Here is a 16,082-nt window from a genome sequence, read left to right on the forward strand (position 1 = left end):
GTCAGTGCCGAGTAATACAGTGGTCAGGTGATGAAAACTAACAGCGGTGAGCAAGCCACAGGCGTGTCCCATCTCGATACCCTGTGGGTCAAGGGCGCGCGTGCGCACAACCTCAAGAACGTGGAGATCGCTCTGCCCAGAGACTCCATGGTGGTGTTCACCGGCCTGTCCGGATCGGGCAAGTCCTCCCTGGCCTTCGACACGATCTTCGCCGAAGGACAGCGACGCTACGTCGAATCTCTGTCCTCCTACGCCCGGATGTTCCTCGGGCAGATGGACAAGCCCGATGTCGACTTCATCGAAGGACTGTCCCCGGCGGTCTCCATCGACCAGAAATCGACCTCCCGCAACCCCCGCTCCACGGTCGGCACCATCACCGAGGTCTACGACTTCCTGCGTCTGCTGTGGGCGCGCATCGGCATTCCCCACTGCCCCGTCTGCGGTGAGGTGATCACCAAGCAGACCCCGCAGCAGATCGTCGATCAGCTCCTCGAGCTCGAGGAGCGCACGAAGTTCCTCGTCCTCGCTCCCGTTGTCCGCTCCCGCAAGGGCGAATTCGTCGACCTGTTCACCGACCTGCAGGCCAAGGGCTTCTCCCGTGCCGTCGTCGACGGCGAACAGATCAGCCTGAGCGAACCGCCGACGCTGGAGAAGCAGTACAAACACACGATCTCCGTCGTCGTCGACCGCCTCGTCGCCAAACCCGGTCTGCGCCCGCGCCTGACCGACTCCGTGGAGACGGCGCTGGGACTGGCCGACGGCCGGATCGACATCGACCTCGTCGACGAACAGGTCACTCGCACCTTCTCCGAACACATGTCGTGCCCCAATGAGCACCCGCTGACGATCGATGAGATCGAACCGCGGACGTTCTCGTTCAACTCGCCCTTCGGCGCCTGCCCCACCTGCGACGGCATCGGCACCCGCCTCCAGGTCGATGAGAGCCTCGTCGTCCCCGACGAAGACCTCAGCCTCGGCGAAGGGGCGATCGCTCCCTGGTCCGGCGGCAAGCAGGTCTCGAAGTACTTCAACCGCCTCCTCAAAGGCCTCGGCGATGAGCTCGACTTCGATATGAAGACGCCGTGGAAGAAGCTGTCGAAGTCGGCGAAGGCCGCGGTGCTCTCGGGCAAGGACTACCAGGTCCACGTCAAGTACAAGAACCGCTTCGGCCGCGAACGCACCTATTCGACCGGCTTCGAAGGCGTCTACCAGTACATCCAGCGCAAGCACGAGGAGACCGAGTCCGACTGGTCGCGCGAACGCTACGAGTCGTATATGCGGGAGATCCCCTGCGCCAGCTGCGACGGCACCCGCCTCAAACCCGAGATCCTCGCGGTCAAGGTCGGGGAGAAGTCGATCGCCGAGGTGTCAGAGATGGCGCTGGACGAGGCGGCCGAATTCCTGTCCTCGCTCGAACTCAGCTCCCGTGATGCGGCCGTCGCCGCGCAGGTGATGAAGGAGATCAACGCCCGGCTCGGCTTCCTCCTCGACGTCGGACTCGACTACCTCAGCCTCGACCGCGCCGCGGGCACCCTGTCCGGCGGCGAAGCCCAGCGCATCCGCCTGGCCACCCAGATCGGATCCGGCCTCGTCGGCGTCCTCTACGTCCTCGACGAGCCCTCGATCGGCCTGCACCAGCGCGACAACCGCCGCCTCATCGACACGCTCAACAAACTCAAGGACCTCGGCAACACCCTCATCGTCGTCGAACACGATGAGGACACGATCGAATCCGCCGACTGGATCGTCGACATCGGACCCGGCGCGGGCGAGCACGGGGGAGAGGTCATCTACTCCGGACCGGTGCCCGGGCTCAAGGACGCGGAGAATTCCATCACCGGCGACTACCTCGCCGGCCGTCGTGAGATCCAGATCCCGACCACCCGTCGGCCCGTGGACAAGGACCGTCTGGTCACCGTTGAGAAGGCGGTGGAGAACAATCTCCGCGATGTCACGGTGTCCTTCCCCCTCGGTGTGCTCACCGCAGTCACCGGAGTCTCCGGCTCCGGCAAGTCCACCCTGGTCAACGAGATCCTCTACACGCAGATGGCCAATGTCCTCAACGGCGCCTCTCGGGTCCCCGGCAGGCACAAGCGGGTGACCGGTCTGGACAATCTCGACAAGGTCGTCCACGTCGACCAGTCGCCGATCGGACGGACCCCGCGGTCGAATCCCGCCACCTACACCGGCGTCTTCGACCACATCCGCCGCCTCTTCGCCGAAACCGAATCGGCGAAGGTCCGCGGCTACCTGCCGGGTCGGTTCTCCTTCAACGTCAAGGGCGGTCGCTGTGAGAACTGCAGCGGCGACGGCACGATCAAGATCGAGATGAACTTCCTGCCCGATGTCTACGTCCCCTGCGAGGTCTGCGGGGGAGCCCGCTACAACCGGGAGACCCTCGAGGTCACGTTCAAGGGCAAGACCATCGCCGAGGTGCTCGACATGCCGATCGAGGAGGCGAACGACTTCTTCGCCGCGATCCCCGCGATCTCCCGACACATGAAGACCCTCGTCGAGGTCGGCCTCGGCTATGTCCGCCTCGGCCAGCCGGCGACCACCCTGTCCGGCGGTGAGGCCCAGCGCGTCAAGCTCGCCTCCGAGCTGCAGAAGCGCTCCCGCGGCCGCACCGCCTACGTCCTCGACGAACCCACGACCGGTCTGCACTTCGAGGACATTTCGAAGCTGCTCCACGTGCTCCAGGGGCTCGTGGACAAGGGCAACTCGGTCATCGTCATCGAACACAACCTCGACGTCATCGGCAATGCCGATCACATCATCGACCTCGGTCCCGAAGGCGGACGCGGCGGCGGGCAGATCATCGCCCAGGGCACTCCGGAGGAAGTCGCCGAGGTCTCCGCCTCGCATACGGGACGGTTCCTCAAGACGATGCTCGATGCCTGAACGAGAAACGACGTGCGATGCCTGATCCAGCCAGCTATCGTCCGGCGACGGGCTCGATCCCGACCTCGGCCGGGGTCTACAAGTTCCGGGACCCCGATCGACGGGTGATCTACGTCGGGAAGGCGAAGAACCTCCGCAACCGGCTCAACTCGTACTTCGCGAACCCGGCGCAGCTGCACCCGCGCACCTCGACGATGGTGCATACGGCCGCCTCGGTGGAATGGACCGTCGTCGACACCGAGGTGGAAGCGCTCCAGCTGGAGTGGACGTGGATCAACGAATTCAATCCGCGGTTCAACGTCATGTTCCGCGACGACAAGTCGTACCCGTACCTGGCGATCACCATGGGCGACGAGGTCCCGCGGGCCTTCATCACCCGGGGGAAGCGTCGCAAGGGGATCAAGTACTTCGGGCCTTTCGCACAGGTCTGGGCGATCAAGGACACCCTCGACCTGCTGCTGCGCGCCTTCCCGATGCGCACCTGCACCGCCGGAGTCTACCGGCGGGCCGAACGCAGCGGCCGACCCTGCCTGCTCGGCTACATCGACAAGTGCGCCGCCCCCTGCGTCGGTCAGATCGGCAAGGAGGAGCACCGGGATCTCGCCCGCAGCATCTCCGACTTCATGTCCGGCAACACGGGACGCTTCATCAGCTACCGGCGGAAGGAGATGTCCGCGGCGGCGGCCGAGCTCGACTACGAACAGGCGGCCCGGCTGCGCGACGAGATCACCGCACTCCAGAAGGTTCTCGACAAGTCCGCGGTGGTGCTCTCCGTCAGCGCCGACTGCGATGTCTTCGCCCTGGTGACCGAAGAGCTCGAGGCCTCGGTGCAGGTCTTCCACGTCCGCCAGGGTCGGATCCGCGGTCAGCGCGGCTGGATCATCGAACGCTCCGATGACCACACGCCGGAGGAGCTGACCACCGACTATCTGCGGCAGGCCTACTCCGGGCTCGACGCCGATGCGATCCCGAAGGAGATCCTCGTTGACACCCTCCCGGCCGACCTCGACTCCCTCGAAGCCTGGCTGAGCGAACAGCGCGAGGCCAAGGTCACCGTCCGAGTGCCGGAGCGGGGTGAGAAGAAGGCGGCCCTCGAAACCGTGAGCAAGAACGCGAAGGAGGCGCTGATCCAGCACAAGCTCAAACGCTCCTCCGACCTCACCACCCGCAGCCAGGCGCTCAAGGAGATCCAGGAGCACCTCGATCTGCCCGAGGCGCCGCTGCGCATTGAATGCATCGATATCTCTCACACCCAGGGATCCAATGTCGTGGCCTCGCTCGTCGTGTTCGAGGACGGCATGGCCAAGAAGCGCGACTACCGGCACTTCGCCATCCACGGCGAGGCCGCCGCCGATGACACCGCCTCCATGTACGACGTGGTCTCCCGACGGTTCAGCCGCTACCTCGAGCAGATGAGCTCCGAGGAACCCGACGACCGCTTCGGCTACCGGCCCAGCCTCCTCGTCGTCGACGGTGCCGGACCGCAGGTCGCCGCGGCCATGCGGGCGCTCGGCGATCTCGGCATCCCCGACATCTCCGTGGTCGGACTGGCCAAACGCCTCGAGGAGGTGTGGGTTCCCGAGGATCCGTTCCCCGTCATCCTGCCGCGCAACTCCGAGGGCCTCTTCCTCATGCAGCGGCTGCGTGACGAAGCCCACCGCTTCGCCATCAGCTACCACCGCTCGAAGCGGACGAAGGCGATGACCTCCTCCGTCCTCGACGACATCTCGGGGCTGGGCGAGTCCAAGCGCACCGCGCTGCTGCGACACTTCGGTTCGGTCAAGAAGGTCCGGGCGGCGAGTATCGACGAGATCTGCGAGGTCAAGGGCATCGGACCGGCCCTGGCGGAGAAGATCGCGGCCGCCCTCGCCGACTGAGCCACCGGAGAGTCCGGGTGGTGCGAAGACTGAGACTCCCCGCAGACTGAGCGTCCGATTTCTGCTCTAGAGTAGTGTCCGAGCGGGTTTCGCACCCGCCTGCCGCCAGCATGTCGACGCGCACCCCCAGGAGGACGAGTGAGTACGCAGACCGAATCGAACGGTGCCGACCATCCCATCGAGGTCGTGCTCGTCACCGGAATGTCCGGGGCCGGTCGGACCACTGTCGCCAATGTGCTCGAGGACATGGACTGGTACGTCGTCGACAATCTGCCCCCGCAGATGATGCGACCGCTGGTCGAACTCGTCGCCCGCGCCGACGGTGCCCTGCCGAAGATCGCGATCGTCACCGATTCGAAGGGGCGCGCCAAATACGAAGAGCTCGAGAACACGATCGGCGACTTCATCGATCAGGGGCTGTCCCTGTCGATCCTCTACCTCGAAGCCTCCGACGAGGTGCTCGTGCGCCGCTTCGAATCTACCCGCAGACCCCACCCTCTGCAGGGTGAGGGCACGCTGCTCGACGGCATCGAAGCCGAACGCTCGAGCCTCGAATCGCTCAAACATCGCGCCGACATCATCATCGACACCTCCACGCTCAACGTGCACCAGCTCTCGAGCGAGGTCCGCAAGCGATTCAGCGCCGACGACGCCCCGCCGCTGCGGCTGACCGTGATGAGCTTCGGATTCAAATACGGCCTGCCCAAGGACGCCGACCACGTCGCCGATGTCCGCTTCCTGCCCAACCCGTACTGGATTCCGCACCTGCGCGGGCACAACGGACTCGACTCCGATGTCGCCGACTATGTGCTCGAACAGAACGGCGCCGAGGAATTCATCGAACGCTACACCGCGACGCTCGAGACCGTCTCTCGCGGCTATCTCCACGAAGGTCGCGGCTACGCCATGATCGGCATCGGCTGCACCGGCGGCAAGCACCGTTCGGTGGCGATCAGCGAACGCGTGGCCAAGAGCCTGGCCGCACAGACCGGCATCCCGGTCTCCGTGCGCCACCGCGATCTGGGGAGAGAATGAGATGGAGACCGAAGACCTCCCGCAGATCACCCCTGCGGTGCAGAACAAAGGCCCCAAGATCGTCTCCTTCGGCGGCGGACACGGACTCTACGCGGCGCTGCGGGCCTTCCGCCTGCTCACCGAATCGCTGACCGCCGTCGTCACCGTCGCCGATGACGGCGGGTCCTCCGGTCGTCTCCGCGACGAACTCGGCGGGCTGCCGCCGGGGGATCTGCGGATGGCTCTCGCCGCGCTCTGCGATGACGGCAACTGGGGCAAGACCTGGCGCGATGTGATCCAGCACCGCTTCGACTCCGAAGGGGAGCTCAGCGGTCACGCAGTGGGCAACCTCCTCATCGCCGCCCTCTGGCAGATCCACGGCGATCACGTCGCCGGACTCGACTGGATGGCCAAGCTGCTGCGCGCCCACGGACGCGTCCTGCCGATGTCCTCGGTGCCGCTGACGATCGAGGCCGATGTGAAGTTCCCCGGATCCTTCCAGGTCGTCCGCGGCCAGTCCGTCCTCGCGTCCACCCGCGGCCACGTAGAGAACGTCCGCCTCGACCCCGCGGTCCCTCCGGCCAGGTACGAGACCATCGAAGCCGTGCAGGAAGCCGATGTGCTCAACCTCGGGCCGGGCTCCTGGTACACCTCGGTGATGCCGCATCTGCTCGTGCCCTCCCTCGCCGAGGCGATCGGCAGGTCCGGTGCGGTGAAATCTCTCACGTTGAACCTCAGCTCCACCGATGGCGAGACCCGGGACCTCAGCCTCGGCGAGCACCTCATGTCCCTTCACCGGCACGCCCCCGCGCTCGAGCTGCATTATGTGCTGGTGGACGAGGCCGCGACCGCCGTCGAACCTGACCTCGAACAGCGCGCCCGCGACATGTTCAACGCCAAACTCTGGGTGCGTCCGCTGCGCTCGAGGCGGGTGGGTCAGCATGACAGCCTCAAGCTCGCGGCGTGTTACCGTGACATGTTGATCGACGCCGGGATCGGTGTGGACGAGCAGTGGTAGGAAATTCAGGCGCAGGAGGACGAACAATGGCACTGACCGCTCAGGTCAAGGATGAGCTGGCCCGGGTCACGATCACCCGCACCTCGGCGCGCAAGGCCGAAGTCTCGGCCATCTTCCGCTTCTCTTCGGCTCTCCATCTCGTCAACGGTTCGATCGTGCTCGAGGCCGAGCTCGACACCGCGCAGGCGGCGAAGCGTCTGCGCAGCGAGATCAAGGACCTCTACGGCCAGTTCGCCGACATCGTCGTCATCAACGCCGCCGGCATCCGCCGCTCGAACCGCTACCTGCTGCGCGTGACCCGAGACGGGGGAGCGCTGGCCCGCCAGACCGGACTCGTCGACAACCGCGGACGCCCCGTCCGCGGACTGCCCTCGGCCATCGTCAACGGCTCCGTCGCCGACGCCGAGGCCGCCTGGCGAGGCGCTTTCCTCGCCCACGGCTCACTGACCGAACCGGGACGATCATCCGCCCTCGAAGTCACCTGCCCGGGACCGGAGGCCGCGCTGGCTCTCGTCGGAGCCGCCCGTCGTCTGGGCCTGAGCGCCAAGGCCCGGGAGGTCCGCGGGGTCGACCGCGTCGTCATCCGCGACGGAGACGACATCGCCGCCCTGCTGACGCGGATGGGCTCACACAGCGCCGTGCTCGTCTGGGAGGAGCGGCGCATGCGCCGTGAGGTGCGGGCCACGGCCAACCGCCTGGCGAACTTCGATGACGCGAACCTGCGCCGCTCGGCCCGTGCGGCAGTGGCCGCAGGCGCAAGAGTCGAACGCGCCCTGGAGATCCTCGGAGACGAAGTCCCCGAACATCTGCGCTACGCCGGTCAGCTGCGCGTCACCCACAAACAGGCCTCCCTCGAGGAGCTCGGGCAGCTGGCGGATCCGCCGATGACCAAGGACGCGGTGGCCGGCCGCATCCGCCGCCTCCTGTCTACGGCCGACAAACATGCCGAGGAACTGGGAATTCCGGGAACCGAAGCCAGCCTGACTCCGGAAATGCTCGAAGATCGCTAAGATCGAGGCATGAGACGAATCGCTATCAACGGCTTCGGCCGTATCGGCCGCGCCCTGTTCCGTCTGACCCTCGAACCCTCCTCCGATCTCGAGGTCGTTGCGATCAACGATCTCACCGATACCGAGACCCTCGCCCACCTGCTGACCCACGATTCCGTGTGGCCGCGCTTCGACCACGAGGTCAGCGCCGGTGAGGACTCCCTGACCGTCGACGGCCGGACCATCGCCGTGTTCAGCCAGGCCGATCCGGGCAGCATCGACTGGAGTTCCCAGAACGTCGAACTCGTCGTCGAATCCACGGGCCGATTCACTCGCCGTGACCAGGCCGAGGCCCACCTCGGCGGGTCCGTGCAGACCGTGGTCCTCTCCGCCCCCGGCAAGGACGTCGACGCCACGTTCGTGATGGGCGTGAACGAATCCGACTTCGATCCTGCCCAGCACACCGTGGTCTCCAACGCCTCGTGCACGACGAACTGCATGGCCACCGTGGTCAAGGCCGTCGACGACGCGATCGGCGTCGAATCCGGTCTGCTCAACACCGTCCACGCCTACACCGGGGACCAGATGCTCGTCGACGGCCCCCACCGCGACCTGCGCCGGGCCCGGGCGGCCGCGATCAACATCGTGCCCACCACCACGGGTGCCGCCCGCACCGTTGGCAAGGTCATCCCGCACCTGGCCGGCAAGCTCGACGGCCTCGCCGTGCGTGTTCCCGTGCCGGCCGGTTCGATCATCGACTTCACCTTCACCCCGGGACGCGAGACCAGCGCCGAGGAGATCAACGAGATCCTCGAGGCCGCCGCCGCGGACTCGCCCTATCTCGACTATTCGACCGACGAACTCGTCTCCACCGACATCGTCGGCACCACCGCCTCGGCGATCGTCGACTCCAAGCTGACGATGGCCCTGGGCAACCAGATCAAGATCGTGGCCTGGTACGACAACGAGTGGGGCTACACGAACCGTCTCAAGGACATGCTCAGCTACATTCTCAGGGAAAGGACCTCATGAGGACTTACGACGATCCGGGGATCTTCGCCGGGCACACGGTGCTCGTCCGCAGCGATCTCAACGTTCCGATGGACGGGACGACGATCACCGACCGCGGCCGGATCCTCGCCTCGGCGGGCACGATCAAGAACCTCGCCGAGGCGAGGGCCAAGGTTATCGTCATGTCCCACCTCGGCCGTCCCAAGGGCGAACCCGACCCGCAGTACTCCCTGGCCCCGATCGCCCCGGAACTCGCCACGGCGATCGGCCGCGAGGTCGCCTTCGCCTCCGACACCGTCGGTGAGGACGCGAAGGCGAAGGCTGCCGGTCTGAGCGAGGGACAGGTGCTGCTGCTCGAGAATCTCCGCTTCAACCCCGGAGAGACCGCGAAGGACGACGCCCAGCGGCAGGCCTTCGCCGCCGAGCTCGCCGCACTCGCCGACGACTTCGTCTCCGACGGATTCGGCGTCGTCCATCGCAAGCAGGCCTCGGTCTTCGACATCGCCGAACTGCTGCCCCACTACGCCGGTTCGCTCGTGCGGGCCGAGGTCGAAGTTAGCGACCGCCTGCTCAACGACCCGCAGGCCCCCTTCACCGTCGTCCTCGGCGGCTCGAAGGTCTCGGACAAGCTCGGCGTCATCGATAACCTCATCGATCGGGCGGACAATCTGCTCATCGGCGGCGGCATGGTCTTCACCTTCCTCGCAGCACTGGGTCACAGCATCGGCTCGAGCCTCGTCGAGACCGACCGGATCGCCGACGTCAAGAGCTACCTCGAACGCTCGCAGGCTGGGGGAGCGCGGATCGTGCTGCCCACCGACATCGTCATGGCCGCCTCCTTCGCCGCAGATGCCGAGAACTGGATCCGCCCGATCGACGAACTCGAATCGACGCCGGCCGCAGACAGCGGACTCGGCCTCGACATCGGACCCGAGACCGCCACCGCCTATGCGCAGATCATCGAGAACTCGGCCACCGTGTTCTGGAACGGTCCGATGGGCGTCTTCGAATTCGCGGCCTTCGCCGCCGGAACCAAGTCCGTGGCGCAGGCGCTGACAGCCTCCGCGGCCGAGGGGGAGCGCCTCACCGTTGTCGGCGGCGGCGATTCCGCGGCGGCCGTGCGCAGCCTCGGCTTCTCCGATGAGGAATTCGGACACATCTCCACGGGCGGAGGAGCCAGCCTCGAATACCTCGAAGGCAAGACCCTGCCCGGACTCGACGCACTCGCATAAGGAAGAAGAGCACAATGAGCGACCGCACCCTGCTCCTGGCCGGAAACTGGAAGATGAACCACGATCATCTCGAGGCCATCTCCAGCGTCCAGAAACTCGCCTGGGCCTTAGAAGACGCCAAGCTCGACGAGAGTCGCTGCGAAGTCGTCGTGATTCCGCCGTTCACCGACATCCGCTCCGTCCAGACCCTCATCCAGGGCGACAAGCTGTGGTTGGGCTACGGTGCCCAGGACGTCTCCCAGCATGAACCTGGAGCACACACCGGAGAGATCGCCGCCTCGTTCCTGTCCCGGCTCGGCTGCACCTATGTCGTCATCGGCCACAGCGAACGACGCGCGAACAACCACGAAACCGATGAGATCGTGGCCGCGAAGATCAAGGCGGCGGTGTCCGCTGATCTCACCCCGATCCTCTGCGTGGGCGAGTCGCTCGACCAGCGGCAGGAGAAGACCCATGTCGACTTCACGCTGCGTCAGCTCGAGGAGTCCCTGGCCGGACTCGGAGCCGAGGCCCTCGACGGCCTCGTCATCGCCTATGAACCCGTGTGGGCGATCGGGACCGGGGAGACGGCGACCGCCGCCGATGCCGCGGAGATGGCCTCAGCGATCCGCGCCCACCTGGGCGAGAAGTACGGACCCGGACTGGCAGAAGCCACCCGCATCATCTACGGCGGCTCGGTCAATACCGACAACGTCGCAGAGATCGTGGCCTCGGCCGATGTCGACGGAGCGCTCGTCGGCGGAGCCAGCCTCAACGGCCCCGACTTCGCCGCTTTGTGCAAGGCCGCGGTCGCCAAGTAGACTGAACTGCAAATCACCTGACGAATACAGAGGCTGTTACCGACGTGGAAATCCTCAACATCATACTCATTGCGCTGCTCGTGCTCACGAGCATCTTCCTCACCCTGCTGATCCTCATGCACAAGGGCAAGGGCGGAGGCATGTCGGACATGTTCGGCGGCGGAATGTCATCGTCGCTCGGCTCGTCCGGCGTGGCCGAGCGCAACCTCAACCGCTTCACCACGCTGATGGCGATCGTGTGGGCAGCCAGCATCATCCTGCTCGGACTCATCACCCGCTTCAACGGCTGATCACGCCCCGAGCGCCCGCGCATGAGGAAGGGCCCCGACCGAATGGTCGGGGCCCTTCCTCATGCGCGTCTCCTGAGCTGACTTCAGCCCCGAGCAGTCCTCAGCCCCGAGCAGTCCTCAGCCCCGAGCAGTCCTCAGTCCACGCCGAAGTGGTGCTGGGGCGAGATCGTGCCGAGGGCTTCGCGCACCTGCTGGAGGCCGAGGGTCCGATTGAGCAGGTGGAGGCGGAGCACCGGGCGATTCCTCTCGGCCAGTGCGGCGGCATCCCCGGCCGCCTGTGCCCGCTGGAGCTCCGTAAACCCGTAGGAGCGGCCCGGCACCAGCAGATCCGTCCGGGGTTCGGCCGTGATCTGGAGGAACACCCCGTTCGGGTGGCCGCCCTTGTGGTATTGGCCCGTCGAATGCAGGTACCTCGGTCCGAAGCCGAAGGTGGTCTGCACGCCGGCATGCGTGGACACCAGGGCGCGCAGCCCCTCCGCCGCCGCATCGGCGATCCTGTCGAGATAGGCCTGGATCCCGACATAACCGTATTCGTCGACCGTGGCGAAGAGCTCTTCGAGAGCCTCCTTCAGGGTCTGAACACCCTCACCGGAGCCGAAGACCTGCACCTGGCCCTCCCGGAACGCCGGAGGCTGTTCGTCTCCGTCGGCCGGTCGTGCCAGCACCTGCTTGGCATTGGCCTTCGCGGACTCGACGTCCGGCTGATCGAACGGGTTGACCCCGATGCTGTAGCCGGCGATCGCCGTGGCGTACTCCCAGAACAGGAACAGTTCGCCGAGGCTGCCATCGACGACGGCCTCGAATCCGGAGGGGGCACCGAGGCCCTCGTCTGCGGCACCGAGCACACACAGCAGAGCATCGGCCCGGGCATCGGAGAAGCCGACATCGCCGGTTCCGTCGACGACGACCGGCAGGATACCCTGCCCGTCCTTGCCGAGGGACTCGGCGACGAGCTGCTCGACCCAGGGGGAGAGCCCGGTCAGTGCCGGTGAGGTCTCAGCGAGCACGAGCTTCTCGGTCGCCCGCGCATGTCCGATGCCCAGCCAGGTGCCGAAGCGCAGGACCGGGTTGTCCGCGGAGTCCGCGGCGAACTCGGCAACGGCTGAGGCCGCCGCTGCGACGATGCCACGCACATCGACACCGGCGAGTCCAGCCGGGACCAGACCGAAGGGCGAGAGCGCACTGAAGCGACCGCCTACAGTCGGATCGGCGCGGAAGGTGGCGAGGAAGCCCTGCTCGTTCGCGAGCGCATCGAGCTCGGTGCCCGGGTCCGTGATCGCGATCATCCGGGAGCCCGGGTCGATGCCGAGAGCCTCGAACGCCGAGGAGAAGGCCCGTCTGATCGCGTCGGTCTCGACCGTGGTCCCCGATTTCGAGGCGACGACGAGAACGGTGTGGGACAGGTCGGTGCCGATCGCCTCGGCGACCTGGTTCGGGTCGGTCGAATCCACGACCTCGAGGCGGACGCCGGCGGTACCGGCCATCACCTCGGGCGCCAAGGAGGAGCCGCCCATTCCGGTCAGGCTGATCGACCGCAGACCCTGCTCGCTCAGACGCTGTCGCAGGGACTCGATCTCATCACACAGCTCGGCCGCATGGGCGGGCAGGTCCACCCACCCTAACCGGGAGGCGACACCCTCGGCATCGTCGAACACCCCGGCGTCCTTGTCCGTGATCCGGCCGGCCACACGCGCCGAGATCAGCCGAGTGAGCTCGGCGTCGAATTCCTCGTCGACGGGAACGCTGAGCTGGAGTCTCATGCTCGACCCAGCGCCGTGCGGATCGTGCCCTGGAGCTCGGTCCAGCTGACATCGAACTTCTCCAGACCCTGCTGTTCGAGCACGGTCATCACCTCCGCGTAGTCGATGCCGAGTCGGGCCAGGGAGTCGAAGACCTCGTCCGCGGCGCGGTAGTCGGAGGCCGTGATCTCTCCGGTGACCTCACCGTGGTCGGCGAAGGCCTCGAGCGTCGGCTCGGGCATCGTGTTGACTGTGTTCTCGGCGACGAGACCGGACACGTACATGGTGTCCGCGTAGTCGGGGTTCTTCACACCGGTCGAGGCCCACAGCAGCCGCTGCGGCCGGGCGCCGGCGAGTTCGAGGACCCGGAAGCGCTCCGAGGTGAAGAGCTGCGAATGGATCTCGTGGGCGAGCACACAGTTCGCGATGCCGGCCCGGCCCTTGAGCCCGGCGGCAGCGGGATCGTCGAGTGCGTCGAGTCGGGCATCGATCTCGGAGTCGACGCGGGAGACGAACACCGAGGCCACGGACCGGATCGTCGACAGATCGTGTCCGGCGGCGCGGGCCTTCTCCAGCCCCTGCAGGAACGCCTCGACGACGTGACGGTAGCGAGTCAGCGAGAACACGAGGGTGACGTTGACGCTGATACCGGCGCCGATGGTCTCCGAGATGGCTCGCAGGCCCGCCTCGGTGGCCGGGATCTTGATCATCGTGTTCGGTTCGCCGACGCGCTCCCACAGCGCCTTGGCCGAGGCCACGGTGCCCTCGGCATCATGGGCCAGCGGGGGAGCGACCTCGATGGACACGCGTCCGTCGTCGCCGTCGGTGGCATCGAAGATCGGGCGGAAGAGCCGAGCGGCCTCCGCCACGTCCGTGGTGGTCAGGGACTCGATGGCCTCATCGACCTCGACGCCCTGTCCGGCGAGTTCGGCGACCGCAGCATCGTAGCTGTCGGCTCCGGCGATCGCATTGGCGAAGATCGTCGGGTTCGTCGTCACCCCGGTGACCTGCGATTCGGCGATGAGCCGGGCGAGGTCCCCGGACTTCAGGCGGGTGCGGGAGAGGTCATCGAGCCAGATCGAGACCCCGTGCGAACTCAGCCGTTCCAGATTGGTGCTCATGCGTTCTCCTTCGCCGCGGCGATCGAATCCTCGGCGGCGGTGACGACGGCCGCCGAGGTGATGCCGAACTTCTCGTACAGGGTCGCGTAGTCGGCGGAGGCGCCGAAGTGCTCGATGGACACGGCCCGGCCCGCATCGCCGAGGTATTTGTGCCAGCTCATGGCGGAGGCCGCCTCGATGCTCACCCGGGCCTTGAGGGATCGGGGGAGCACGGTGCGACGGTAGTCCTCGTCCTGGGCGTCGAACCATTCCTGGCATGGCATGGAGATGACCCGGGCGGCGGTCCCGGAGGCGTGGAGCTCCTCGGCGGCGGCCAGGGCGATGGCGACCTCGGAGCCGCTGGCGAGGATGGCGACCTCGGGTTCGTCACCGGTGTCGGTGAGCACATAGCCGCCGCGTTCAGCCTCGGCGGCGGGAGCGTACTTCTCCCGGTCGAGGACCGGCACCGCCTGACGGGTGAGGACGAGGCCGCTGGGGCCGTCGCCGCGCTGGAGGATCTTGCGCCAGGCCACGGCGGTCTCATTGGCATCGGCGGGACGGACCACATCGAGGCCGGGGATCGCGCGCAGCGCCGAAAGATGCTCGATGGGCTGGTGGGTCGGGCCGTCCTCGCCGAGACCGATCGAGTCATGCGTCCACACGAAGATGTTCGGCACCTCCTGCAGAGCCGCCAGGCGGACGGCCGGGCGCTGGTAGTCGCTGAAGACGAGGAAGGTGCCCGTGTAGGGGCGGGTGCCGCCGTGGAGGGCGATGCCGTTGCCGATGAGTCCGGCCGAGAACTCACGCACGCCGAAGTGGATGTTGCGTCCGTATTCGTTGCCGGAGAAGGCCCCGGTCGACCGGTGTGCCGGCAGGAAGCTGGGCTCGCCCTTGATCAGGGTGTTGTTCGAGCCTGCGAGGTCGGCCGAGCCGCCCCAGAGCTCCGGCATCGTCTCGGCGATGGCGTTGAGGACCTGCCCCGAGGCGGCGCGAGTGGCGATGCCCTTCTCGCTGGCCTCGAAGACGGGGAAGGCGGAGTCGAGGTTCTCCGGCAGCTGACCCTTCGAGAGGCGGTCGAACAGGGCCGCGTTGTCCGGGTTGACCTCACGCCACGCGGCGAAGGCCTTGTCCCATTCGAGGTGCGCGGCGCGGCCGCGCTCACGCACGGCTCGGGTGTGTTCGAGGACCTCGGGGGCGACGGCGAAGGTCTCCTCGGGATCGAAGCCGAGGACCTCCTTGGTCGCCCGGATCTCCTCGTCGCCGAGGGCCGAACCATGCGAGCCGCCGGTGTTCTGGGCGTTCGGAGCCGGCCAGGCGATGATCGTCGAGAGTCGGATGAAGGAGGGGCGGGAATCCTTGCGGGCGGCCTCGACCGCGGCGTGGAAGGCCTCGATGTCCTCTTTGTACTCTCCTCCGGCGGTGAAGTCGACGTGCTGGACGTGCCAGCCGTAGGCGGCGTAGCGGGCCGCAGTGTCCTCACCGAAGGCGATCGCGGTGTCGTCTTCGATGGAGATCTTGTTGTCATCCCAGATCACGAGCAGATTGGACAGCTCCTGGGTGCCGGCCAGGGACGAGGCCTCGCCGGACACACCCTCCTCGAGGTCGCCGTCGGAGGCGAGCACGATGATCGAGTGGTCGAACGGGGAGGCCCCGGGGGCGGCTGCGGGGTCGAAGAGACCGCGTTCGCGACGGGAGGCCATGGCCATGCCCACCGCCGAGGCGAGGCCCGAGCCCAGCGGACCGGTGGTGATCTCGACGCCGGCGGTGTGGCCGACCTCGGGGTGGCCCGGGGTCAGGGAGCCCCAGGTGCGCAGGGCCTCAAGATCGTCGAGTTCGAGTCCGAAGCCGGCGAGGTAGAGCTGAACGTACTGAGTCAGGGAACTGTGGCCGCAGGAGAGGACGAAGCGGTCGCGACCGACCCAGCTGGGATCGGAGGGGTCATGGGTGAGCCCGTGCTGGTAGAGATAGTGGGCGATCGGCGCCAGACTCATCGCGGTTCCGGGGTGCCCGTTCCCTGCCTTCTGGACCGCGTCTGCGGCGAGGAGGCGGGCGGTGTCGACGGCGCGATTGTCGAGTTCTGTCCAGGACAGGGAGTTCATGTCTTCGAGCGA

Annotated in this window: 12 protein-coding genes; 9 read left to right on the forward strand and 3 right to left on the reverse strand. The window is 66.8% G+C overall.

The features are described from left to right. Positions 1-30: 30 nt before the first annotated feature. The 9 genes from uvrA (at position 31) to secG (ending at position 11,132) form a co-directional block, all read left to right on the forward strand. Positions 31-2,901 carry an excinuclease ABC subunit UvrA gene (uvrA, locus tag ACH82I_RS01400; RefSeq protein WP_413336791.1) on the forward strand — a complete coding sequence of 957 codons (2,871 nt, stop codon included), beginning with the start codon at positions 31-33 and terminating at the stop codon, positions 2,899-2,901. Positions 2,902-2,918: 17 nt separating this feature from the next. Beyond that, positions 2,919-4,778: an excinuclease ABC subunit UvrC gene (gene uvrC, locus ACH82I_RS01405; RefSeq protein WP_413335000.1), complete on the forward strand. Its 1,860-nt coding sequence runs from the start codon at positions 2,919-2,921 to the stop codon at positions 4,776-4,778. 138 nt (positions 4,779-4,916) lie between these two features. Further along, positions 4,917-5,813: an RNase adapter RapZ gene (gene rapZ, locus ACH82I_RS01410; protein ID WP_230744096.1), complete on the forward strand. Its 897-nt coding sequence runs from the start codon at positions 4,917-4,919 to the stop codon at positions 5,811-5,813. Position 5,814: 1 nt separating this feature from the next. Continuing rightward, positions 5,815-6,810, forward strand: coding sequence for a gluconeogenesis factor YvcK family protein (locus tag ACH82I_RS01415; RefSeq protein ID WP_230744095.1), 996 nt, complete (start codon positions 5,815-5,817; stop codon positions 6,808-6,810). A 26-nt stretch (positions 6,811-6,836) separates the two neighbouring features. After that, positions 6,837-7,820 (forward strand): DNA-binding protein WhiA, encoded by a 984-nt coding sequence (whiA, locus tag ACH82I_RS01420; protein ID WP_230744094.1) that lies wholly within the window; start codon positions 6,837-6,839, stop codon positions 7,818-7,820. A gap of 9 nt (positions 7,821-7,829) precedes the next feature. Then, positions 7,830-8,831 carry a type I glyceraldehyde-3-phosphate dehydrogenase gene (gene gap, locus ACH82I_RS01425; RefSeq protein ID WP_413335004.1) on the forward strand — a complete coding sequence of 334 codons (1,002 nt, stop codon included), beginning with the start codon at positions 7,830-7,832 and terminating at the stop codon, positions 8,829-8,831. Continuing rightward, on the forward strand, positions 8,828-10,042 hold the full coding sequence (locus tag ACH82I_RS01430) for a phosphoglycerate kinase (protein ID WP_413335006.1): 1,215 nt from the start codon (positions 8,828-8,830) through the stop codon (positions 10,040-10,042). Before gap ends, ACH82I_RS01430 begins: the two co-directional genes overlap by 4 nt. 14 nt (positions 10,043-10,056) lie before the next feature. Continuing rightward, the gene (gene tpiA, locus ACH82I_RS01435) at positions 10,057-10,842 is read left to right on the forward strand and encodes a triose-phosphate isomerase (RefSeq protein ID WP_413335008.1); all 786 of its coding nucleotides are present in this window, start codon (positions 10,057-10,059) and stop codon (positions 10,840-10,842) included. 44 nt (positions 10,843-10,886) lie between these two features. Continuing rightward, a complete protein-coding gene (secG, locus tag ACH82I_RS01440) occupies positions 10,887-11,132 on the forward strand; it encodes a preprotein translocase subunit SecG (protein WP_230744090.1) in 246 nt (81 codons plus the stop codon). A gap of 134 nt (positions 11,133-11,266) precedes the next feature. Here the strand turns inward: secG and ACH82I_RS01445 are convergent, their stop codons facing one another. The 3 genes from ACH82I_RS01445 to tkt are packed head-to-tail and all read right to left on the reverse strand — an operon-like array spanning position 11,267 to position 16,070. Then, positions 11,267-12,892 (reverse strand): glucose-6-phosphate isomerase, encoded by a 1,626-nt coding sequence (locus tag ACH82I_RS01445; RefSeq protein WP_413335011.1) that lies wholly within the window; start codon positions 12,890-12,892, stop codon positions 11,267-11,269. Then, a complete protein-coding gene (gene tal, locus ACH82I_RS01450) occupies positions 12,889-13,992 on the reverse strand; it encodes a transaldolase (RefSeq protein WP_413335013.1) in 1,104 nt (367 codons plus the stop codon). Before tal ends, ACH82I_RS01445 begins: the two co-directional genes overlap by 4 nt. Next, positions 13,989-16,070 (reverse strand): transketolase, encoded by a 2,082-nt coding sequence (gene tkt, locus ACH82I_RS01455; RefSeq protein WP_413335015.1) that lies wholly within the window; start codon positions 16,068-16,070, stop codon positions 13,989-13,991. The genes tal and tkt overlap by 4 nt, the downstream gene beginning before the upstream one ends. Between the last annotated feature and the right edge of the window lie 12 nt (positions 16,071-16,082).

The organism is Brevibacterium sp. GP-SGM9, from assembly GCF_047300845.1.
GTDB lineage: Bacteria > Actinomycetota > Actinomycetes > Actinomycetales > Brevibacteriaceae > Brevibacterium.